Consider the following 22,896-nt stretch of genomic DNA (forward strand, 5'->3'; position numbering starts at 1 on the left):
CACTCATTGGAATTTCTCACCTAGATGATGGGCGACGCTCATCATGTCTTTGTCGCCACGACCGCTAAGGTTGACCACCATTAAGTGCTCACGGGGAAGCCGGGGCGCACGCTTAGCCACTTCCGCCAAGGCGTGGGCAGTTTCCAGGGCAGGAATGATGCCTTCCTGACGGCAGCAGATCTGGAAGGCTTCCAGCGCTTCATCGTCAGTGGCGGAAACATACTCAACCCGCCCCTGCTCGTGGAGCCATGCGTGCTCTGGGCCGATACCGGGATAATCCAGCCCCGCTGATATTGAGTGGGCGTCGATAATCTGGCCATCTTCGTTTTGCAGCAGATAGGTGCGGTTACCATGCAGTACGCCAGGCGTTCCGCCGTTCAAGCTGGCGGCATGCAGGCCGCTTTTAACGCCTTTGCCGCCCGCTTCTACGCCAATCATCTGCACATCTGGGTCGTTTAAGAACGGATGGAACAGCCCCATAGCGTTTGATCCGCCACCAATACAGGCCACCAGCGAATCCGGCAAACGCCCCTGCTTTTCGAGCATTTGGCTGCGGGTTTCATGGCCAATCACCGCTTGGAAGTCGCGCACCATCGCAGGGTACGGGTGCGGCCCAGCCACGGTTCCAATAATGTAGAAGGTGTCGTCGACATTGGTCACCCAGTCGCGCAGCGCTTCGTTCATGGCATCTTTGAGTGTGCCGGTGCCGGAGGTGACGGGAATCACCTCAGCCCCCAGTAGTTTCATGCGGAACACGTTAGGCTGCTGGCGTTCGATGTCGGTTGCGCCCATATAGATGACACAAGGCAGGCCAAAACGCGCTGCTACCGTGGCGGTGGCCACTCCATGCATACCGGCGCCAGTTTCAGCAATAATGCGCTTTTTGCCCATCTGCTTGGCTAGCAGTACCTGGCCAATGCAGTTGTTAATCTTGTGCGCGCCGGTATGGTTTAGCTCTTCGCGCTTGAGGTAAATACTCGCCCCACCGAAGTGTTCGGTCAGTCTTTCAGCGAAATAAAGCGGGCTTGGCCGCCCGACGTAATCCCCTTGAAAGTAGGCTAACTGGCGCTGGAATTCGGGGTCATTTTTAGCAGCAGCGTACTCATCTTGCAGCTCTAAAATGAGCGGCATGAGTGTTTCAGCGACAAAGCGGCCGCCGAAGCTGCCAAACAGTCCGTTGGTATCGGGCAGGTTCACGAATTGGTTCATCACGACCTCTGAGTACAACGTGGAAATTGGGAATAGACTGAAGGTAGCGCAGGCAGACGGGGATAAAAATCGATAAGATGTCACTAATAGGTGAGTTTTAATCAACTATTAAAGCAGAACTATCATTATGGGATAAGCAATGCAGAACAGCATGCCGCCACTTAGCGCCCTGCGCGCCTTTGAAGCCACTGCCCGATTGGGTAGCGTGACCGCTGCCGCCGATGAGCTAAGCGTTACCCATGGCGCGGTTAGCCGCCAACTTAAAAGCCTGGATGAGCATTTTGGTGTAGCGCTATTTGCAAAAGCAGGGCGTGGGCTGGTGCTGACTCACCATGGTGAGCAACTGCAAAGCGGCGTAGGCGAGGCATTTAGCAAACTGCGCAATAGTTGCGCAGCACTCAAGCGTGATGTGGAAGAAGCGCCCTTTACCCTGGCCTGCCCTGGCAGCCTGCTAGCGCGCTGGCTAATTCCCCGCCTGGATCGCCTGAACCAAGAGCTGCCGCAACTGAAGCTAAAAGTCGTGGTAAGTGACAGCGAACTGCCCGGTCAACAGGTAGATACCAGCGCCACCCTGGCGTTTATTGAACCTCCCTGGCCCGCGGATGTGGAGGTTATCGAGCTACTTCCCGAGCAGATTTGCCCAGTAGCAAGCCCACTCCTAGCAGCACACATCGACCCAGCCAAGCCAGAATCGTTATTTGCCAACAAGCTGTTAGTGACCGCTTCACGTCCCCAGGCGTGGCCACAGTGGGCGAGCGCCAAAGGGCTGGCGCAACGTGCATTGGAGGACGCCCTTCAACAGGGCCAAGGGTTTGCCCATCTTTATTATCTGATTGAAGCAGCGGTGGCGGGCTTAGGCATAGCAATAGCACCCAAGCTACTGGTGGAAGACGATTTACGCAGCGGGCGGCTTGTGGCCCCTTGGGGAAGTATCGAAACGCCCGCCCGCCTCTGCCTATGGCTGCCGAAACAAACCAACAGCCGCCGCAGCGAGCCACTGGCAGAGTGGCTTAAGCAGGCACTCAACGAGTGATCCCCAACCTTACCGGGAGGCTCCGCCTCAGTTCGCGGGTGCCTCATTTGCTCGTCCCTCGCAAGATTCGTTACACCGCGCTACATAACCTAAACGATTGAATTTTCGTATTTTGTAGCGCGGTGTAAGCGTCAGCGCACCCGCAGGAGGCTACACAAATGCAGTCTGCTGAAAACTATCCCTGGCAATTACTGCGGCATGCCACGCTTTGAGCTGTGGGTACGCTTCCTTCCAGCGCACTTCTGGCAACCTGAAGGCCAAGTAATCTAGCGCAACAGCGCAAGCGATTTCACCAAGAGTAATCGACGACGCCAGCTGACTTTCGTAGAGTTCACTATCCAGTTGTTCCACTATTCGTTGCATAGCTCGCTGGCGCCTTCGCCCAAGCTCACTGTGATCAATCTCAGCGCCATAGTGCTTTCTGGCAATAACGGTCGTAAACGCAACATCCATAAGATTCTGACCAAGCCCGGCCAGATGCAGTACATTCGCTAACCGGGCTTGGGGAATCATAGGCGAACTAGCACTGACGCTATCAAGATAAACAGCAATCAACATTGACTCGCTAAGTGTCGTGCCTTCGTCAGTCACTAGCGCTGGAATTCGCCCAGCGGGATTAACCTCTAGCAGCGCTTTGTCATCTGCCCAAGGGTCGCACCAGCGCAATGTAACGTCATCCACCAGATCCTTCTCAAGTAAGATGATCCGCGCTAGGCGCACATAGGGTGACGTTGCGTTAAGAAAAAGCTGCATTATGGCCTCCGTTTCTTATTGGAGTGAGGAACAGTAGAAAGAGGAACAGTAGAGAGAGGGGCATGACGCTGCTGCTGGCCTCGGCTCAGCAGCACCAGTACAAAGCCGCCTACCAACACCAGGCTGCTAATCGCAAATAGCGGTGAATAAGTGCCCCAGGCTACATAGAGCGCTGACATCGCGTAGCCAGAAAACGCTTGAGCTGCAGCGAAAGCGGCAGTCGCTTGCCCCCAGAGCTTTTTGTGGGCGGTGGGGCCGACTAATTCAGCCAGTCGCCCAGAAGTCAGCGCAACAATACCTGGGATCATCGCGCCCACCACAAACGAGGAAACTGACTGACTAAGCAATGCTAGTGAAAATACTGGCAGGGACACAGCGGCAGCCTTGGCTAAAAAAGCGAGGGTTAAGCCATGGTGCCAGCCCACTTTTCGCGCCAACGTTCCTACTATCAGTGGCCCGCACACGGCGCCCAAGCCGAAAATGCCCCACTGTAGAGAAGCCGCTTGATGCCCTAAGGCATTTTCTCTGGCGAGATAATCCACCCAAAATACGGTATGCGGAACAAACCCGACGGCGTCCAGGGCATACGCACCTATCACCAGTAGCACAGCGGCATTTATTCCTGCATACCCTGTCTCACTTGTTCGCCTTTCCTGACTAACCACCGGCGGTGAGGACAGCCGAGTAACGCCCCAGTCACATACAAGAGCCGCAGCAATACAGAGCAGACCCAGCGTTCCCCAGGTAACCGTTAGGCTTAACTCCAGAAGCACTGGCACCACCGATGCTGAAAGCAGTGCACCAAAGCCAATGCCAGTGAATACCAGGGCACCGACACTAGTCCGCCTTTCCGGAGACGTGGTCGACAGAGCCAACGATGGGCCAACCACCATGAGAATGGCGCCAGCAATACCTGAGACTAATCGCCAAAAGAAAAACCAGCTAAAACTGCCTGCCCCCGCACAGAGGAAGAAGCTCAGTGCGATCGCTACGAAACTTGCCCCCATCACCGCGCGGACAGAAAAACGCTCACTCAGAGCGTGAGCAGACAACGCACCAATAAAGTAACCGAGAAGATTAGCAGCCCCTAGATAAGCTCCTTGGCTGGCACTGAACCACCCCTCTTGAATCAGTGCCGGTAATAGTGGTGTGTAGGCAAAACGGGCAATGCCTATTCCTGCCAAGGTGGCCATCACGCCGGTCATCAGAGCAGGCAAGTCTTTGCTATTGATCATGTCGTATCCTTACTAAATCGCTGTGCGGCAAGATTGGCAACAGGCGTATTTACCAGTAGCTTACGCACACCAACAATTCTTTAGAAACGATTTATAGTGATAGTCTCTATCTTTTTTTGAGATAGCTCTTAAGATAGTTTTTGAGATGGATTTGAGACGGTGGTCGCTTATGGGAGATGTGAATGCAGTTTAAATCATTGCGGCTGTTTATGGCGGTGGCAGAAACCGGCAGCTTTATGGCTGCCGCAAAGCAGCTGCATACGGTGCAATCTAACGTGACCACGCATATCAAAAAACTTGAGGAGGAATTAGGCGTGCAGCTGGTTCATCGTGCTGGTGGCGTGCGTCTTACCTCTGCGGGGCTAGCGTTATTGGATTATGCGGAACGGTTGCTGGCGGTACATGACGAAGCGTTAGCGCTATTTCAAAGCGCCGAGAACGCAGCTGGCCAACTACGCTTAGGATCGATGGAAACTACCATGGCGCTGCGCCTCCCCCCAATACTGGCGGCCTACCATGCTAACTTCCCAGAGGTTGATATGACGCTGGCGACTGGCCCCACCGCAAGCTTGATTGAGAAGCTCATGGACGGTCAGGCGGATGGCGTGTTTGTGGCCGGCGCTATCGATCATCATCGCTATCATTCGCTCAAAGTTTTCAGCGAACAGCTTGTGCTGGTAAGTTCAGCCCCCATGACGAGCGTGCCCAGCTCTGAAGAACTACTGACAGCAACGTTTCTCGCATTTCGCCAGGGATGTAGTTACCGGCAACGTATCGAATTACTGCTGGCATCTCAGGGAATAAATGCCGTGCGTGTTTTTGAGTTTGGCACGCTAGACGCCATGCTTGGCTGCGTAGCAGCCGGGATGGGGTACACCGTTCTGCCACGTATTATCATTGAAGCACACCGACACCGCTTCGGCATTCACGCGATGGAACTGCCCTCTGCCATTGCCAATATCGACACCTATTTTGTTACCTCAGAACCCACTACCTGGTCGCCCGCATTAGCCCGTTTTGTCGATACGTTACACCAGCAAGCCAGGCTATAGACTCTTCATCCCTTCTGAGCAATCAAGGATGCGTCTACACCGTTCGCCAAAGATTCTGTTTCGGCAATTTCGATCAGCCGGCGTACCGCCGACAGCCCTGAATCCCTGCGCCACACCAGCATCAGAGGCAAAGCCAGCTTTAGATCCTCTAAGCGATGGCTAACCACCCCTTCTGGTGCCCCTGCCATGGTCATGGCCGGTAAAATACTGCAGCCCATGCCAGCAGCCACCAAACACAACATAGTAGCGTTGTCAGTTCCCTCCTGTACCACATGAGGCGTGAACCCCGCTCGCTGAAAAGAGTGAATCAGCTTGTCGTGATAGACCGGGGTGGCGCTACGATCAAACCAGATAAAGTTCTCGTCATTGAGCTCGGCTAGGTATCGCGGCGGGTGTCGCGCTAGGCGTGAGGTGGCACTGGTAACCAATACTAGATGATCTTCATACAAGCAATGGCTACAGAGGCTGTCATCATCTTCCGGAGGGAAGAACAACATGCCAGCATCCAGCCTCCCACGGCGAATTGCATCTACCTGAGGCCCCGAAAGCAGCGACTCCACCTTCAGCGTGACCTCGGGATATTGCTCGCGGAAACGGTTGAGCAAACCGATTATCTGCGGCACCCATAAGTGCATCACCGTCACCCCCAGACGCAACTCACCAAATTGGCCGTCGGCGATGCGCCGTGCATTACGCTTGGCTTGTTCGAATTCGCCAAGCAAACGCCGAGTATCACGGTAGAACGATTCGCCTGCGGCGGTAAGTCGAACGCCATGCCGTGAACGAGTCAGCAACGTGGTACCGACTTCATCTTCAAGCAGCAGCAATTGACGCGACAGGGCTGGCTGAGCAAGCGGTACCCGTCGTGCTGCGGAGGAGATGGCCCCCTCCTCTACGACGGTCTGAAAATATTTTAAGCGTTTGAAGTCCATCTCATTCCCATTGAATGACACGCCGTGGCTCTTTCCATCCAATATAAGCATGGAAAGCTAATAAAAAAACTATTTTCTCTATACCACTGAAACAACCAAGATGAATTAGCCCATCCAACAACTATGTGAATCGACTATGACAGAATTCATCAACCCAAATTTCTTCGAGCGCCATCACGCCGAACTGACCCAGATGCGACACGAGTTACATCGTCACCCGGAGCTAGGGTTTCAGGAACATGCTACGGCTAAGCGCATCGCTGAAGAACTAGAACGTCTTGGTTTGACCTTTGAAACTGGCATCGGCAAAACCGGTATCGTTGCGACTGTCATCGGTGATCAACCCGACAATGGACGCCAGATTGGTCTACGCGCCGATATGGACGCCCTACCGATCCAAGAGCTTAGCGAGCACAACCACACATCTGAAGTACCCGGCCGAATGCATGCCTGCGGCCATGATGGTCACACGACCCTGCTGCTTGGCGTCGCCCGCTACCTGGCTGAACACCGCGACTTCGCTGGCACTATTCACCTGATCTTTCAGCCCGCAGAAGAAGGCTTAGGTGGTGGCCGAGCAATGGTCGAGGAGGGTTTATTCGAACGCTTTCCTATGCAGGCCATCTACGCTCTGCACAACTGGCCTTCTCTGCCTGCTGGCCAAGTGGCCGTCCGCTCAGGTGCAATCATGGCAGCCACCGATCGGCTCGATATCCGTGTACGCGGAAAAGGTGGCCATGGAGGCGTCAACCCTCATCTATCGACAGATCCTGTACGCATGGCGGGTGCTCTGATTCAAAATCTACACTCCGTGGTCGCACGTGATATTAACCCCCTCTCCCCCGCGGCTCTCAGCCTATGTGGATTGCAGGGGGGCGACATTGACGGCTTCGCCATTATTCCCGATGAAGTTCGCATCAGCGGTACAGCACGAAGCCTTGATGCCGACACTCAGGATCGTATTGAGCATGCTGTTCGCCGTGTTTGTGAAGGGGTGGCCATTGCCCATGGCGGCGACATTGAGGTCGACTACCAGCGCATATTCCCAGCGACGGTCAATACCGAGGCAGAAACCCGCCACGTGGAATCCTGTGTTGTGCAAACACTCGGCGAAGCAGCCCTAGTGCGTGACGTCGCCCCTAGCCTTGGCGGCGAAGATTTCTCCTTCATGCTGCAGCGTTGCCCAGGAGCCTACTTCTTCCTCGGTACAGCGAAGGATGAGTCCACCGCACCACTACACAACGCTCGTTACGACTTTAACGACGACATTATTCCCACTGGTTGCCAACTGCTGGTGGCAATCGGCCTCGGCGCACTAGCCGCCGCCTGAACGAGGCCTGCTCTACTACCGATAACACCACAATAATGAGGTATGCATATGAAATCCCGGCCCTCGCTTCCCCCTAGGGGATTGCTGATTTACTTCACTATCTGTGCGCTGGCAATGATCTGGCCTGGCGCATTAGTGGCCAACCGCATCGAACCAATGGTGATTGGCTTGCCCTTCTTCATGTTCTGGTACGTCGCTTGGGTCTTTGCCCTATTTGTGGGGCTAGTGATTGCCTATCGTCACGATGCCGCGCAGGAGGTGAACGATGAGTGATTCACTGCTGATCACTACCATCACCCTAGCCTATCTACTGATCGTTCTGGCGGTGGGCCTGCGCGCAAGGCATAACCAGAGCTCTTCTCTGGAAGGCTACGTCGCTGGTGGGCGCCACATGGGGCTACTGGTGCTGTTTTTCATTCTTGGAGCGGAGATATTCTCTGCTTTCGCCTTTCTTGGAGCCCCTGGCTGGGCCTACAGCAAGGGGGCGCCGGCACTCTATATCATCGCCTACCTGGCGCTCGCTGTGATTGTATGGTGGTTAATCGCTCCATATATTTCGCGGCTTGGCCGCCGCCATGGCTTCCTGACCCAGGCAGAGTTCCTCTCCGCCTGTTATCCAACTCGGGGTAATCTGCTGGGGTTGTTCATCGGTGTGGTCAGCGTACTGGCGATGATCCCCTACCTAACCATTCAGATCGCTGGTGCAGGGCTGCTCTTCGAGGCGGCAACCTCCGGCACCATTCCGTTCTGGCTCGGCAGCTTACTAGCCTGTGGCGTTGTGGCGGCCTATGTCTACGCGAGCGGCTTACAAGGCATCGGCTGGACCAACCTGCTTCAGGGCGTGATGATGGTGGGCGTCGCGTGGTTCCTAGGCTTAGCAACGGCTGACCAGTTCTTCGGCGGAGTCGGCGAGATGTTCCGCGAGCTGCAGCGCGAAGCGCCGGAATACCTAACCATGCCCGGTGCTGGCGGCATGGGCTGGGGCGCCTTCTCCACAGCAATCCTGGTTAGTGCCCTAGGTTGCGTAATGTGGCCGCACATTTTCATGAAGTTTTATAGTGCGCGCAGTGAGCGAACCCTCAAACAGGTGTTCGTGCTCTACCCACTTTATAGCTATCTGCTGGTGCCATTGCTGATTATCGGCTTCGCTGGAGTTTTACTACTGGAAGATAGCCCTCTCGACTCCGCCGATCGCGTGTTGTTGACGTTAGTGGTCGAGCTAGCTGACTTCCCAGCGTGGCTGATCGGTATAGCACTCTCCGGCGCGCTAGCCGCGGCAATGTCTACGGCTGCCAACTTGGCCCATACCTCCGCCACTATCCTGGTAAGAGACGTGGGTCAGCACCTGCCCGTGCTGCGTGGTATATCTGATGACAAGGCACTCAAACTGACTCGCTACGGTGTGGTGGTGATCTCCTTAGCGGCCTACCTGCTAGCCCTAGCCAATCCTGGTTCATTGGTTGGCCTGTTACTCGGCGCCTATGGCATCGTGGTGCAGTTGCTACCGATGCTGCTTGGTGCACTATTTTGGCGGCGAGCATCACGCACTGGCGCCTTTGCAGGTCTAGCAATAGGCGCTGCCCTAACGCTATTGTTCCAGTTTGGGGTCAGTACTCCATTCGGCTGGCATGCTGGCTTCTGTGGCCTAGTCGTCAATACCGTCGTATTCATCAGTGTGAGTCTCGTGACACACAGTTCATCATCGTACTCACCGGCCCAGGCTCTCAGTTCCAAAGGCTGACCGTTGGCTTTAACGCCCTCTCCTGGCTACGGAGAGGGCGTTAATGGCATCAATTAGAGTCATATCCCCCCGCTTCTCAGCCCATGCTCAAGCGGGCGTGGTTACTGGCGACCAGATCAACAAGAAAGTCCGCCACGGCACGGGTTCGGCGTGACTGTGTAAGATCTGTTTGGATGACGAGGTAAATAGGCTGGTCCACGCCAAGATCAGCAGCAATGCAGACCAATCCGGCCTCCTGAGCCAAAAAATGCGGCAATACCGCTATCCCTAGCCCAGCTTTAGCTGCCGCGATTTGGGTCGCCACAGAGGTAGTGGTTAACGCGGGTTCTCGCCCTTGTAGAACGCGCTCGACCCACTGTGCTGCAGGCAGGTGCGCTTGCGTCTCCCCCCAGGTGATAAAGGCATCCATGTCGTAGCCGCCAGCGTCAAGAGTCGTCTTACGCTGCGCCGCATAGGCTGAGCTAGCATAAAGCCCATAGCCTAAGGAACCCAAGCGGCGCAGGGTGACATTACCGCGTTCGGGTTTGACCATTCTGAGGGCTAGATCGGCATCACGACGGTGTAGATTGACAGTAGAGATATCCGTCACCAGCTCAAGCGTAATGCCAGGATACTGACGACGAAATTGCGCAAGCGCAGGTAGAATCAATGCCGTTGCCAAATTCTCTGCGGTAGCCAAACGCACTCTACCACTCAGTTGTGAGTGGCGGGACACATCGGTGGTAAACGCCACTGCAGCCGCTTCCAGCGCTTCAGCTTTCTCGACCAGCCCTGCCCCTTCCTCGGTCAGTTGGTAGCCCGACTGTTGGCGCACAAATAGCGGTAGCTTAAGCGCCTTTTCCAGCCGTTCAATACGCCGAGAGAGCGTCGCAATGCCCAAATGAAGCTCCGCTGCGGCACCACTCAGCGTACCGTGACGAGCCACAGCCAAAAAGGCGCGGGTGTCATCCCACACCCACCCACGGGGCATCTGTTTTTCAAAACCGGAAAATGGCTTATCGAACTCGTTCATTTTTTTCATTATAGGATAGTGCCACGCTGTCACTCCGCTACTCAAGAACGGTTTACGGAGAGACAGCATGCAACAACGTACACTTGACACCGACCTTTCTATTTCCGCTATTGGCCTGGGCTGCATGGGAATGAGCGAATTCTACGGCCCTCGGGATGACAGTGAATCGCTACGCGTATTGGCGCAAGCAGTGGAACTGGGCATCGACTTTTTTGATACGGCAGATATGTACGGACCGCACCATAACGAAGAGCTGATTGGCCGTTTTCTCGCTAAGCATAAGCCGCAAGTGCGTATCGCAACCAAGTTTGGCATTGTGCGTAACCCTGGTGAGTATCAACGACGCCTGGACAATAGCGCCGAGTATGCGCGCAAGGCCTGCGAGGCATCGCTGCGGCGATTAGGTATCGAGCAAATCGATCTCTACTACGTCCATCGCGTTACCCCGGATACGCCTATTGAAGAGACCATGGAAGGCCTCACCCAGCTAGTCAAAGAGGGAAAAATTGCCCATATCGGTCTGTGCGAGGTCAGCGCTGATACCTTGCGCCGCGCCCATGCAGTGCATCCGATTACTGCCGTCCAAACCGAGTATTCGCTTTGGACACGCGACGTAGAGCAAGCTGTGCTCCCAACCTGTAACGAGCTAGGCATCGGCTTTGTGCCCTACTCGCCATTAGGCCGGGGGTTCTTAACGGGAAGATTTCAGGACACTACGGATTTCGAAGAAGGTGATTTCCGTCCTAACTTGCCGCGCTTTTCAGATCAGGCCATGAGCACCAACCGCCGAATCGCCGACGTGATTGGAGAAGTGGCCGCCAACAAAGGTTGCACACCTGCACAGCTATCGCTCGCGTGGCTACTGTCTAAAGGACCCAACATCGTGCCGATCCCAGGTACTAAGCGGCTGCGCTACCTTGAAGAGAATGCAGCAGCAACGTCGATCACTCTTACCGCTGATGAGCAACGTCAGTTGGAAGCGGCTACCGCACGCGTTCCGGTGATCGGTGAGCGCTACACGCCGGAAGGCATGAAAGGGGTTAATGCTTAACCTGTTACGCCTTGAGTGCTGGCGCTACTACTGAATAATCTCATCAATCGAGCGCTTTCCATCCAACAGCAGATACTCCTGGTTAGTAATGGAAGTTTGCACCAATTACTAGCGTCGTCATCATTGCTCCTTTTGAATGGCTGCTAACCTTTAGCTGCAGGCGTTTTTGTGTAATTCAACCTTTACAGAGGAGCTATTTGTTGACGCTGTGTTGGCTTAGCATTTACCGATGAGGATAGACGACGAACGCCAGCTTGTTGCCGTCTGGATCTCGTACGTAGGCAGCGAAAAAGCCTTCACCATACTGGGGGCGGTAACCTGGCGGACCTTCATCGCTGCCCCCATTCTGCATCGCTAATTGATAGAGCGTATCGACTTCTTTAGGATCAGCAAATTGAAACGCTGTCATGGTGCCGTTGCCAGCGCTAGCGGGATGACCATTAAAGGGAAAACCAACAAAGAACCTTGGCACATTGACATCATCTGGGTCGCCGAAAGAAACGCAGGCATCGTCTTGCCAGCACACATCCAGCCCCATACTGTTAAACAACGGCGCATAAAAGCGAAGTGCACGTTCCAGGTTATGCGTTCCTACCATTGTATAAGCAATCATTGTGGCTACCTCTTATCGCCTATCTCCCTGTTTATCTGCTTATTTCATCTACTTATTTCATCTACTTCTGCCAGAAAACCTCCGATCGCAAGGCAATCAGTGGGAAGATTAACAGCCACTCCCACCCCTGCTCTGGCACCAGAAAGCCACTCTTTTAGCTTGCCTAGATAAAGGGCAATTGCTAAGTAAGCAATGAGTAGCATCCACTTAAGAATAGCTGATGCTGTGTTAGACCAAGCGTTTAATGGCAAGAGCATCTACCAAAGCAGGCTTTTCTTTAACAAACACAAACAAGTTACCTATTTGGTATTTTTACAAGGAGACCTGTAGGATAATTGAACAACTGTTCAACGAAGGAATTTCTATGCAACGTCATCCGCTGATTACTGCCGTGTCACTGGGTCTTTTTGCTGGTGCTGCTACGTCCACTGCACTCGCAGAGGCAACGCCACTAGAGCAGCAGCTAAAGGATCTGGAGTCGTTTCAGGTAATCGCTCATCGCGGTGCCAGCGGACATGCGCCGGAAAGTACCATGGCAGCCTATGAACTGGCCCATGAGTGGGGAGCTGATTACCTGGAACTGGACGTTCAGATCACCTCCGATGGTGAGTTAGTGGTATTCCATGATGATGCCATCGATCGCACCAGTGACGGCGAAGGCAATATTCATGATTACACGCTAGAAGAGCTAAAGGCGCTTGATACCGGCACCTGGTTTAACGACGCCAATGTCGATAAGGCAGACCCGGCCTTTGCAGGAGCGCAAATACTCACACTGGAAGAGCTATTTGAGCGCTTTGGTCACGATGCTCGTTACTACATTGAAACCAAATCCCCTCTCTTAAACCCTGGTTTAGAAGAAGCCTTGGTTGAGGCGCTTGAAGAGCATGACATGATTGCAAATGGTCGGGTGCTGGTGCAATCGTTTGAGCAGGGTAGTCTCCTCAAACTACGTGAGCTTAATCAGCATATCCCCCTCATCCAGTTGGTATGGTACTCGCCCAGCGAGGAAGATAATGATCGTTTAGTGGAGTGGACAGGTGTTACTCCAGCGCCAGCAGACATCACTGACGAAGACTTTCAGGCTATCAAAGAGTACGCGGTGGGTATCGGCACGAATGTGACGTATAACGGCGAAGACGTTATTGATGCTGATTTTATTCGCCAAGCTCAAGAGAATGGCCTTCCAGTTCATGTTTACACCATCAATGAAGTTGATGAGATGAAGCGTTTACAGGACTGGGGCGTCAACGGTTTGTTTACCGATTACGCTGATCGGCTTCTTGAACTCGCGGACTAACCCATCGTTGGCTCGTCATTGTACGCTCGGCTTTGGCCGAGCGTTTTAGTTGATCGGGGTGAATCCGAGCATCCCCTCTCAGCCTTGATAGCAATTAGCATCAGCTTAACTATCAAGAAGTAGATCTATTGAACGCGTGTATTTAGCGCTTCAAGCACTGCCCTCGTGTGTCATCGTCAATCAACCTTGCGAGCGGTATTTCCAGACGATACATACTTTCGTCGCAGGTCGTTTCGTTGATTGTGATGTAGGTAAGATCAACAAAATTGATGTAGGGTTTAAAAATTGTGCAGTTTCGACTTACCGCTGCCGAGCCGAGGTTCAAAAATTTATCTTCCATCACACAAAATATTTATACAAAAACAGTTTGCCTCTAGAGGCTGAAGAGGAGTAAGCGTCATCATTTCACACACATATAGCGTGCTAGCACGAATGGTATGCTGCATGGGCTTGGCGTTCAGCAGGCGATGGACAAGACTCGCGCTATGCCGTCTCTTTACTTGATACGTATCGCTTGCCAACAAATCACACGGGGCCTTATTGGGTTAGTGCTGGCTTTTCTTCTTGCCGAACAAACCCATGCACAATCCGTTGATCAAGACGCAACCATACTTCTAGTGGCGCACCCAGCGGTAGCCACGCAATGGCTAAACCGTGACACAACGCGGGCGATATTTGCCATGCGGCAACGTACATGGCCTGACGGCGAAGCCGTACAGGTGTTTGTGCTGCCAAACCGAGATCCTGTACATGCGCGTTTCACCAAAGAGCAGCTCGCCGTTTATCCACATCAGCTACAACTGGCATGGGATCGCATGGTGTTTTCTGGCATGGGGCAAGCGCCTAATCGCGTTGCTGATCAGCTCGAAATGCGCGAGAAGATTGCGAATACTCCTGGCGCGCTGGGATATCTTGAAAGGGAGTATCTGGATGAAAATGTCCAAGTTATTTCAATGGAATGAACATTTTTCCGTTATCCGCAGACCCACTATAGCCATACTCACAAGTTTGCTCGCACTACCTGTTTGCTCGTCTGCCTGGGCAAACGAAAGCGTGCTCGACACTCTGCAAGTACATGGTTTCCTGAGTCAGGCACTTATCATTACCGACGATAACGATTTCTTCGGTCGCAGCAGTGAGAATGCAGGAAGTTTGGAGTATACCGAAATAGGTGTTAACGCTTCTATTCGCCCTCACCGCAATGTGCTGGTGGCCGCTCAGGTGCTTAGCCGTCGCGCCGGTGGTGAAACTAGTGATGCCATCCCAACGCTAGATTATGGCGTGGTGGATTATCAGATGGTTTCCAACCAGCAACGTACGCTTGGTCTTCAGGTAGGTAGATTTAAAAATCCCTTCGGTATTTATAACCAAACGCGTGACGTCGCTTTCACGCGCCCCAGCATCTTGTTGCCGCAATCAATCTATTTTGATCGAACTCGATCGTTGGGAATGGCTGGCGATGGCGCCAGTATTTATCATGAAGAGCGAACCCAGTCAGGCGTTTTTCGCTTTCAAGCAGGCGTCGGTAAAACTCGTATAGAAGACGATGTCGATCAAGCGCTTGGGCTGAAGCGTTTTCCAGGATCGTTACAAGCGGGCTCTTCTGCGATTGGCCAAATTCGCTATGAAGACAACGGTGGACACTTCCTAATGGCACTCAGCACCGCGAGTGCTAACGCCAACTATGAAGACGCTCAACCGCCACTAAATAATGGCAGCTTCCAGTTTCAGCCTTGGGTATTTTCATTGCAATACAATGACGAACTGTGGAGCTTAACCTCTGAGTATGCGCTGAGAACAATTGAACTGGATGGCTTTAATCCCGCCATCGACCAAAAGAAAACCGGTGAAAGCTGGTATGTGCAATATACGCGTCGTATGGACAATGATTGGCAGTGGTTAATTCGCTTTGATCGTTTGGTAAACGACAGAAATGACCGTTCAGGTACTCGCTACGAACAAAGTGGCTTGGGCCCTGCCCATTCCCAATTTGCTGATGACATTACCTTTGGCGTTCAGTGGACCCCCAGACCCAACCTAATGTTGGCAGGTGAATATCATCATGTGGATGGTACTGGTTGGCTACCCTTACATAAAGATGCGGATGCGTCTGAAACAAGCCGACATTGGAATATGCTGCTCTTCCAGCTTTCACTGCGCTTTTAGCATTACCTGAACGGGATACGCAGATGACCACACGTTCGTCCTCTAAAGCGCGCTACCGGCTTAGCTTGACTTGGCGTGTTATCGCGCTGAGCAGTCTATTACTGCTAGCGCTTGTGGCACTCTTTATCTGGTTAGGCCAATACCATCTCACGCAACAGTTAGAAAGTAGTCGGATGGAAAGCCATGAGCGGCAGCAGCGTGAGATAAGCTTGGCGATGCAACGCTCATCGGATAACTTACGTCAGTTGGCGGGCTTAACCGCTGCGGCGCCGGAGCTTGGAAGCGCGCTACAAGAGAATAACCAGGATGAGCTAGCTGAGGTACTCAGAGCACAGTGGCCTTCTCTGCAATTAGAAGCGGGGATTGATGAAATCTTTGTTTTTAATACTCAAGGAACAAGAGTGGGTTACTCAGGTACCAACGACCCGCTCATTGATCTGCCCATTCAAGGCTGGATAGGTAGTGTACTGACCACAGAGTCACCCATTACCACATTACGTTGCGCCATGACATGCCAGCAGTTTGCTGCGGTTCCCGTTCTTATGGAAGGCGCTAGCATTGGAATGGTGGTGTTATCGCGCTCGCTTGCGGATGTTACGCGACAAGCTAAAGAAGTCTCCAATAGCGAAATAGCGCTGATGGTGACAGGGCGTATTACTGGCTCTCCTCCCCCCGAGGCGCTTCTACTGGAAGACTGGAACAGCCATATTCTAGCGCTTACAAACCGTGACCAGACACTCTCTTTACTTCAACGAGCATCTCAAGACGTCGTTCTGAATCAATTGGTTCACATGCCTTTTAGCCTTGAGTACATGAACCGGTATTTTGAATTAAGTGCCGTGTATATGGAGGAAGACGCCGACTGGCGCAGCACTGGGTATTTCCTGCTTATTTCCGATATCACTCCTCAGATCACCGCTATTCGTACAGCAACGAAGACACTACTTGTAGTGGGCTTAGTTGGCTGGTTAGCTGCCGAGCTATTACTGTTGATTATCCTATTGGGCCCAATGGCTCGACTACGGCGAGTCGCCGGCCTATTGCCTGCGCTGGCGAGTGGTGAGTTTCGTCGTGTAAGAGATAAACTACCATTGCCTCGGCGGCATTTTTCTAACGAAATTGATAGGCTGGAAGATTCAACCCGTGAGCTTTCCCACCAGCTAGAAGCACTGGAACAGAGTGTCCAAGAACATAGCGGACAGCTAGCCGAACGCGTTGATGAGCTAGCCAAAGAGCGTGATTTTGTTAATAGCCTACTCGACGCTGCACAGGTCTTTATTGTTGTTCAAAATAGTACAGGGCGTATCCAACTGATTAATGGCTACACGCTAGAAAGGTTAGGGCTAAAAGACGCAGATGTCATTGGGCGCCATTTCTCTGACATCTTTGATCAAAATGCTCACTTGGCATTGCCTAGTAACAATGCGGATGAAGCCAACAGCGAAAGTAATGCTAATGGCAGCACCGTGACTCATCCCAGTGCTTCCAACCAGGAAGAAAAGACATTTCAAACTCTGGATAGACGCTCTTTTACCGTCGTTTGGTACCACGCTTTTTTGGCGAACAGTAACAACCACGATGCCTCGAAGATATCCGTTGGGCTAGACATCACCGAACGTAAAGCTGCTGAGGCACGTTTAACGTGGCTTGCGGAACATGATCCATTAACGGAACTCTATAATCGTCGCTATTTCCAAGATGCTTTGAAGCGCACTATCGCTAATCAAGCCAAAGGCGCTGTTTTACTACTAGATCTAGATCAGTTTAAAGAGATCAATGAACTCAGTGGCCACCATGTAGGCGACCGTCTATTACGAGAAGTTGCTGATACGCTTTTTTTAAATCTCAGTCAGCGAAGCATTATTGCCCGCCTCGGTGGTGATGAATTTGCCCTGCTACTGGAAGATATTAGCAGCGAACAAGCGATCAACGTGGCGGAGTATATTTCTCAGCTGCTTGACGGTCTTGGCTTTACAGCTACTGGACGGAAGCACCATGTTTCCGCCAGCATTGGTATTGCGCTGTTCCCTGTTAATGGGCAGACACCGGCTGACCTGTTAGCTAGCGCCGATATGGCCATGTATAAAGCAAAAGAGAGTGGTAATCAGCATTGGTACCTTCTCAATCAGGCGGAAAATGCTAAAGATGAGCTTCAAGAACGCGTCTATTGGGTAGAACGGCTACACAAAGCACTAGAAAACGACGAATTTGAACTGTGGGCGCAGCCCATTGTGCGGCTGAAGGATCGCGATATTAAGCATTACGAAGTACTGCTACGTATGCGCAATGACGATGGAAGCTTAGTCTCTCCGGCACAGTTTATACCTATTGCAGAACAAAGCGGTTTAATTGTTCAAGTTGACCGCTGGGTGCTGCGCCATAGCTTAGCAGCACTGGCAACGCTACAAAAAGAGGGCTTGTCGTTAGCTGTAAATTTATCAGGCCAGTCTTTACATGATTTAGGTTTAAAACAGTTTCTGGCAGATCAATTAAAAACCAGTGGTGCTGATCCCCATCATCTCATTTTAGAGGTAACAGAGACCGCTGCTATCACAGATTTCTCAACAGCGCGCAACGTGCTGCAAACCGTGAGGGATTTAGGTTGCCGAACAGCACTCGATGACTTTGGGATTGGTTTTAGCAGCTTTCACTATCTTAGTCAGCTCCCTGTGGACTATATTAAAATCGATGGCTCTTTTATTCGCAGCTTACTTATCGATACGGATAGCCACACGCTTGTCAAAGCGATTGCCGATATAGCAAGAGGCTTCGGTAAGCAGACTATTGCTGAATTTGTAGATCAAGAAGCACTGATACCTGTTCTTCTTTCATATGGCATTCAGTATGGACAGGGCTATCATCTAGGGAAACCTGAAAAAATTCGACTTTGGTAAGTGCCGCACTCAGAAGGAAGCAACAGATGCTAGCAGGGAAATCCACCCAAGAGAGTGAGTTTGACGATAAAAGCAACCATAAGGGAATGATTGACAAATTTATCGACGAATATCATTTTTTTATTGCTAACACCGACGACCAAAAACGGCGTGCCTTTCGACTACGGCATGATGTTTTCTTAAAAGAGTTCAACTATGAGATGCATGAAGATGAGGCACGTTTGTACGAGTCCGATGAGTACGATAATTACTCGATTCATTGCCTTATAGAACACAAACGTAGTGGCATTCTTGCAGGGTGCGTACGATTAGTCATGCCCTTTTCCAGTAACACTAACCCTCCTGATCATTTGCCTGTTCAAAACCAAGGGAAGCAGTTACTAAACCATCCTACATTAACGCCGTTTAAGCTACCGACCCTTGAAACGTGTGAAGTATCACGGTTAGCCATTTCTAAAAATTTCAGAACGCGAAAATCCAGCACCCCAGAAGAAATAGCAGGTAAAGAAGTCGTTTTATTTTCACAAGATGAGGCAAAGACATTTTCACTCGTCGCCCTGGGTCTTTTTTTATGCACCTACTCTATCGTTGGTTTAACTAATCGACGACATGTTTTTGCAATGATGGAACCTCGTCTTCCCCGTTTATTGGCGATATCAGGTTTTCAGTTTACCAAAGTGAGTGAGCCGATTGTGTATCACGGTACTCGCCATGCTTACTACATCGACTATCATGTGGCGAAACAAGAGATGAGTGAGCGTCTGATCCCGTTATACGAATATATCGTAAAAACATTAAAGCCTCAGATCGCTCACACATTTATCTCTTAACGCATTTTTAAAATCCGGCTTGTTCAACGATTTAAGAAAGCGCCGTTTGCCGAAAATCATGAACTGAAATGCTGGCGAATTTTTCTAGAAAAAACACCAGTGTTTCAGGATACTGAAAGTAGCGTTCAAATGTCTCTTGCCCGTTTTTACCACGCCGCGTCACTTTGGCATGATATTGACTGCCTACCTTAGTAACGTTAACGCTATTTTCTTGTTCACCTTCGTAATGAACAGCAGATAAAGGCGAAGCGCTATCAAGCATTTTTGCAAGTTGCTTTGCAGCATCTGCCTCTACAGGCGTTGCCCATAGTGGCTGATCACGTTTTCCATAGTGAAACAGCACTATGACCAGCATTACGGAGAAGATACTGCTTGTTAGCATCCACGTAAGTGCAATGCTGGAAATGGGGAGGATGAAGATCACCAGCATCTGACCTACTGCCATGACTGCCAGCACCATGGCTAAGGGCTGCCACATACGGGGGTTCATAAACCCACGTTTGAGTACGTAGCCCCACAGCCCTATCACGGCGAGTACTCCCAACGCGAGGTGAGCCACAGCAAACGGAGTTCCCCCGCCTGAGAAAATGGCCATTAGCCCGATAAGTGGAAACAGGCTGTAAAAAGCTGCTAGCAGGTAATAAGCGCGCTGAAGATTCATCAATAGCTCCTTTTATTGTTATCGGCACTACTTTTGGCATGCAACCAGTATAGATGAACGCAATTATCGTGCAGCGCAAGAAACCTGCTCTTTTAAACGCCTTACCACATGGTGATGAGCTGCTTCACGCTCAGCTCGTTCGTTACTTCATTTCAAAACCACGCTTAACTAAAAAGTCACGCATGTGGGGACGCAGTTTTGAATCGAAGAGCGGCGTTAGATTATGCGACCAGTCAGTCGTTTTGTTACCCGTGCTGCGTGTTTGGTAGTAAGCCTGCATAGTGCTGTCAAACGCTTCGACTTGCTCAGTATCTTCACGGTAAGTATCTTCCTTGAGAATAGCCTCTACCGGTAGACGCGGCTTAACCTCAGGGTCATGGGCCGGATAGCCAAGGCACATACCAAACACCGGATAAACATGGTCAGGCAAATGCAAAAGTTCGCTGATCGCCTGAGGATTATTGCGAATACCACCGATATAACAAATGCCAAGCCCTTCAGACTCGGCGGCCACTGCAACGTTTTGTGCCACTAGAGCAGTATCAACAGTGGCGACCAATAGCTGTTCTGTCATACCTCGTTCAACGTTGGCACCTGTCCGCTCAGACGCCTCTGTCGGGCGCTTCATATCCGCACAAAACACTAAAAAAACCGCGCTACTTGCGACATAGCCTTGACCACCGGCGTATTCAGCGATTTTTTCGCGATTCGCTGAGTCAGTGACATTAATAATGGTGTAGGCCTGCACATGGCTTGATGTGGCAGCGGCCTGGCCCGCTTTGATGAGCTCTAACAGCAGCCCACGCGAAATCTTCTGATCGGTAAATTTGCGGATGGAGCGGTGGGATTGAAGCAGTTTGATAACATCATTCATTTCGTCTCGCCTCTTAATACTTGATATAACGGATATGACAACTAAAGTGCCCTGGTTCCATGCGTTTACTCCTGAATTCAGACTTAACGCATGCTATTGATCGCAAGCTATACTAAATGAAGCCATTGGGTCCCCCCTAAGATAAATAACGCCGCTAGGAAGCCGATAATGTCTAACATCCCTCTGACACCGCAAGGGCAGGAATGGAACGCCAGCCACTACGCGGAACACGCCAATTTTGTTCCCACGTTGGGAAGCGATGTAATGAAGCTTTTAGCGCCACAGCCCGGACAGCGCATCCTGGACCTTGGCTGTGGTGATGGCGCGCTCACCGAGCGTATTATGCAATTAGGTGCCGATGTACTGGGTGTCGATGCCTCTGCAGAGATGGTCGCCGCCGCCCAACAGCGCGGAGTCACCGCTAGGGTTGTCGATGGGCACCAGTTACCCTTTGACCAAGAATTTGATGCGGTCTTCAGCAACGCGGCGTTGCACTGGATGCTGGACCCGCAAACGGTATTGGCCGGCGTAAAACGCGCACTAAAACCCGGCGGACGTTTTGTTGCAGAGTTTGGGGGACATGGCAACGTGGCCGCTATTTGTACTGCGCTTATTGCCTCGCTGCAGTTTCGCGGTATTAGCTCACGTGGCCGTCACCCTTGGTACTTTCCCACCCCGGAAGAGTACACAAACCTACTTCAAACGGCGGGCTTTCATGTCGATTCAATTGAGCTAATCCCTCGCCCCACACCACTACCCACGGGTATTGCTGGCTGGCTCGAAACCTTTGCAAGCCCGTTTTTGCACGGATTAGATGAGGACCTGCAGGTAGCTATTATTGATAATACGATTAACCTACTCTCTCACAGTCTAAGTGATGGGCAAGGCAACTGGACTGCCGACTACGTCAGACTGCGGGTCTCTGCCCACGTGTGATAGCCTCGACGCCCAGTGGTTCTCACGCGGAAACCCCACCGTTAGTCAACGGTGGGGTTATTGATAACAACTCGCTACGCAGCAGTATCTTTCAGCGTTGCCATATCAATCACAAAGCGATAGCGCACGTCACCTTTCTCCATACGCTCAAAGCCCTCATTGATGTTGTTAATATCCAGCATCTCAATATCGCAAGTGATGTTCTGCTCTGCACAAAGCTTGAGCAGCTCTTCCGTTTCAGCGATACCACCAATCAGCGAACCAGCTACCACGCGACGCTTAAACACCAAATTGAATGCTTCAATAGCAGGCTCAATCGGTTCTAACAGGCCAACAATAATATGCGTACCGTCATATTTCAGAGAAGTAAGGTAGGGGTTTAGGTCGTGCTGAACAGGAACGGTATCCAACATGAAATCGAACGTTTCTGCAACAGCCTCCATTTGCGCCTGGTCACTGGATACCACTACGTGATCCGCACCATTGCGCTTTGCTTCTGCTACCTTGGCATCCGAGCGAGTAAAGACGGTGACTTCCGCACCCAGTGCTTTGGCCAATTTCACGCCCATATGACCGAGGCCGCCCATGCCTATCACGCCTACTTTGTGACCTTTACCAACGCCATGATGTTTAAGCGGTGAATACGTCGTAATTCCCGCACAGAGAATAGGTGCCGCGGAGGCTAAATCAATGCCCTCTGGCATTTGCAGCACAAAATGCTCACTCACCACGATGGCATCTGAATAGCCGCCTTGGGTTAGCGTGCCGTCTTGGCGGTCAGGGCTGCCGTAGGTCATCGTAAACCCTTCCAGGCAGTATTGTTCCACGCCATCTTTACAAGCAGAACATGTGCGGCAAGAGTCGACCATGCAACCTACGCCGACTAAATCACCCGCCTTAAAACGTGTCACGTCACCACCAACAGCGGTTACACGGCCGACAATCTCATGGCCAGGTACCACAGGGTATTGACTCATGCCCCAGTCATCTCGGGCAAAGTGTAGGTCACTGTGACAAACACCACAGTAAAGAATTTCAATGGCAACATCATCTGGACGGGGCTCACGTCGATCAAAGGTGAATGGCGCGAGTGGTTTATCAGCAGAAAAGGCAGCATAAGATTTTGCTTGGCTCATGGAAACTCCTTAACAAGTATTCTGCAAAACGAGAAAGTGTTCCCATTATTCGCTGCTAAGCACCAGATAGCGATGAACGAAGCTACGTATTTTTTGCTCATTCCTCCATCAGAACGCAACAAAATAACAAAAAACCTC

21 protein-coding genes are annotated in these 22,896 nt (G+C 51.7%); 12 read left to right on the forward strand and 9 right to left on the reverse strand.

All coding sequences use genetic code 11. The features are described 5' to 3' along the window. Window positions 1–3 precede the first annotated feature (3 nt). Window positions 4–1,209, reverse strand: coding sequence for a tryptophan synthase subunit beta (gene trpB, locus K7H08_RS06770; RefSeq protein WP_095603880.1), 1,206 nt, complete (start codon window positions 1,207–1,209; stop codon window positions 4–6). Window positions 1,210–1,348: 139 nt separating this feature from the next. Here trpB and K7H08_RS06775 point away from each other — a divergent pair, with 139 nt between their 5' ends. Beyond that, window positions 1,349–2,242: a LysR family transcriptional regulator gene (locus K7H08_RS06775; protein ID WP_038477173.1), complete on the forward strand. Its 894-nt coding sequence runs from the start codon at window positions 1,349–1,351 to the stop codon at window positions 2,240–2,242. A gap of 150 nt (window positions 2,243–2,392) precedes the next feature. On the opposite strand, the gene K7H08_RS06780 is transcribed toward K7H08_RS06775, so the two are convergent. Together K7H08_RS06780 and K7H08_RS06785 are read right to left on the reverse strand one after the other, a co-directional pair. Beyond that, window positions 2,393–2,995, reverse strand: coding sequence for a glutathione S-transferase N-terminal domain-containing protein (locus K7H08_RS06780; protein ID WP_231657530.1), 603 nt, complete (start codon window positions 2,993–2,995; stop codon window positions 2,393–2,395). Beyond that, window positions 2,995–4,230, reverse strand: coding sequence for a YbfB/YjiJ family MFS transporter (locus tag K7H08_RS06785; protein WP_198349036.1), 1,236 nt, complete (start codon window positions 4,228–4,230; stop codon window positions 2,995–2,997). The genes K7H08_RS06780 and K7H08_RS06785 overlap by 1 nt, the downstream gene beginning before the upstream one ends. 182 nt (window positions 4,231–4,412) lie before the next feature. Between K7H08_RS06785 and K7H08_RS06790 the strand changes: the two genes are divergently transcribed. Next, entirely contained in the window at window positions 4,413–5,282 is an 870-nt protein-coding gene (locus K7H08_RS06790; RefSeq protein ID WP_038477180.1) for a LysR family transcriptional regulator, read from the forward strand. A 5-nt stretch (window positions 5,283–5,287) separates the two neighbouring features. Here the strand turns inward: K7H08_RS06790 and K7H08_RS06795 are convergent, their stop codons facing one another. Then, entirely contained in the window at window positions 5,288–6,235 is a 948-nt protein-coding gene (locus K7H08_RS06795; RefSeq protein ID WP_231657531.1) for a LysR family transcriptional regulator, read from the reverse strand. 115 nt (window positions 6,236–6,350) lie between these two features. On the opposite strand from K7H08_RS06795, the gene K7H08_RS06800 reads away from it, so the two are divergent. Genes K7H08_RS06800 through K7H08_RS06810 form a run of 3 tightly spaced genes read left to right on the forward strand, consistent with a single transcriptional unit; the run spans window position 6,351 to window position 9,285 of the window. Next, on the forward strand, window positions 6,351–7,544 hold the full coding sequence (locus K7H08_RS06800) for a M20 aminoacylase family protein (protein WP_120386558.1): 1,194 nt from the start codon (window positions 6,351–6,353) through the stop codon (window positions 7,542–7,544). A 48-nt stretch (window positions 7,545–7,592) separates the two neighbouring features. Then, a complete protein-coding gene (locus K7H08_RS06805) occupies window positions 7,593–7,817 on the forward strand; it encodes a DUF3311 domain-containing protein (protein WP_120386557.1) in 225 nt (74 codons plus the stop codon). Further along, a complete protein-coding gene (locus K7H08_RS06810; RefSeq protein ID WP_120386556.1) occupies window positions 7,810–9,285 on the forward strand; it encodes a sodium:solute symporter family protein in 1,476 nt (491 codons plus the stop codon). Before K7H08_RS06805 ends, K7H08_RS06810 begins: the two co-directional genes overlap by 8 nt. Before the next feature lie 76 nt (window positions 9,286–9,361). On the opposite strand, the gene K7H08_RS06815 is transcribed toward K7H08_RS06810, so the two are convergent. Further along, window positions 9,362–10,306, reverse strand: a complete 945-nt coding sequence (locus K7H08_RS06815; RefSeq protein ID WP_198349033.1) for a LysR family transcriptional regulator — start codon at window positions 10,304–10,306, stop codon at window positions 9,362–9,364. A gap of 58 nt (window positions 10,307–10,364) precedes the next feature. On the opposite strand from K7H08_RS06815, the gene K7H08_RS06820 reads away from it, so the two are divergent. Continuing rightward, window positions 10,365–11,348 (forward strand): aldo/keto reductase, encoded by a 984-nt coding sequence (locus K7H08_RS06820; RefSeq protein WP_231657532.1) that lies wholly within the window; start codon window positions 10,365–10,367, stop codon window positions 11,346–11,348. Window positions 11,349–11,571: 223 nt separating this feature from the next. Here the strand turns inward: K7H08_RS06820 and K7H08_RS06825 are convergent, their stop codons facing one another. After that, complete coding sequence (locus tag K7H08_RS06825; RefSeq protein WP_231657533.1) at window positions 11,572–11,961, reverse strand: VOC family protein; 390 nt, start codon at window positions 11,959–11,961, stop codon at window positions 11,572–11,574. 364 nt (window positions 11,962–12,325) lie between these two features. Here K7H08_RS06825 and K7H08_RS06830 point away from each other — a divergent pair, with 364 nt between their 5' ends. From K7H08_RS06830 to K7H08_RS06850, 5 genes are all read left to right on the forward strand, one after another. Next, entirely contained in the window at window positions 12,326–13,261 is a 936-nt protein-coding gene (locus tag K7H08_RS06830; protein WP_120386553.1) for a glycerophosphodiester phosphodiesterase family protein, read from the forward strand. A 437-nt stretch (window positions 13,262–13,698) separates the two neighbouring features. Next, a complete protein-coding gene (locus K7H08_RS06835; protein WP_231657534.1) occupies window positions 13,699–14,223 on the forward strand; it encodes a hypothetical protein in 525 nt (174 codons plus the stop codon). Further along, a complete protein-coding gene (locus tag K7H08_RS06840) occupies window positions 14,192–15,427 on the forward strand; it encodes a hypothetical protein (protein WP_198349029.1) in 1,236 nt (411 codons plus the stop codon). The genes K7H08_RS06835 and K7H08_RS06840 overlap by 32 nt, the downstream gene beginning before the upstream one ends. Window positions 15,428–15,450: 23 nt before the next feature. Continuing rightward, on the forward strand, window positions 15,451–18,321 hold the full coding sequence (locus tag K7H08_RS06845; protein WP_231657535.1) for a bifunctional diguanylate cyclase/phosphodiesterase: 2,871 nt from the start codon (window positions 15,451–15,453) through the stop codon (window positions 18,319–18,321). A 26-nt stretch (window positions 18,322–18,347) separates the two neighbouring features. Continuing rightward, window positions 18,348–19,151 (forward strand): PEP-CTERM/exosortase system-associated acyltransferase, encoded by an 804-nt coding sequence (locus K7H08_RS06850; protein WP_120386551.1) that lies wholly within the window; start codon window positions 18,348–18,350, stop codon window positions 19,149–19,151. A 31-nt stretch (window positions 19,152–19,182) separates the two neighbouring features. Here K7H08_RS06850 and K7H08_RS06855 read toward each other — a convergent pair whose 3' ends face one another. Both K7H08_RS06855 and nfsA read right to left on the reverse strand, forming a co-directional pair. Then, window positions 19,183–19,812, reverse strand: coding sequence for a hypothetical protein (locus tag K7H08_RS06855; RefSeq protein WP_038477207.1), 630 nt, complete (start codon window positions 19,810–19,812; stop codon window positions 19,183–19,185). A 142-nt stretch (window positions 19,813–19,954) separates the two neighbouring features. Continuing rightward, window positions 19,955–20,686, reverse strand: coding sequence for an oxygen-insensitive NADPH nitroreductase (gene nfsA, locus K7H08_RS06860; protein WP_038477210.1), 732 nt, complete (start codon window positions 20,684–20,686; stop codon window positions 19,955–19,957). Between the two features lie 168 nt (window positions 20,687–20,854). On the opposite strand from nfsA, the gene K7H08_RS06865 reads away from it, so the two are divergent. Continuing rightward, window positions 20,855–21,622, forward strand: a complete 768-nt coding sequence (locus tag K7H08_RS06865; protein WP_231657536.1) for a class I SAM-dependent methyltransferase — start codon at window positions 20,855–20,857, stop codon at window positions 21,620–21,622. A gap of 74 nt (window positions 21,623–21,696) precedes the next feature. Here K7H08_RS06865 and K7H08_RS06870 read toward each other — a convergent pair whose 3' ends face one another. Then, entirely contained in the window at window positions 21,697–22,758 is a 1,062-nt protein-coding gene (locus K7H08_RS06870; protein ID WP_198349027.1) for an NAD(P)-dependent alcohol dehydrogenase, read from the reverse strand. Window positions 22,759–22,896 lie beyond the last annotated feature (138 nt).

The sequence above is a fragment of the Halomonas sp. IOP_6 genome (genome assembly GCF_021151565.1).
Classification (GTDB): Bacteria; Pseudomonadota; Gammaproteobacteria; order Pseudomonadales; family Halomonadaceae; genus Vreelandella; species Vreelandella alkaliphila.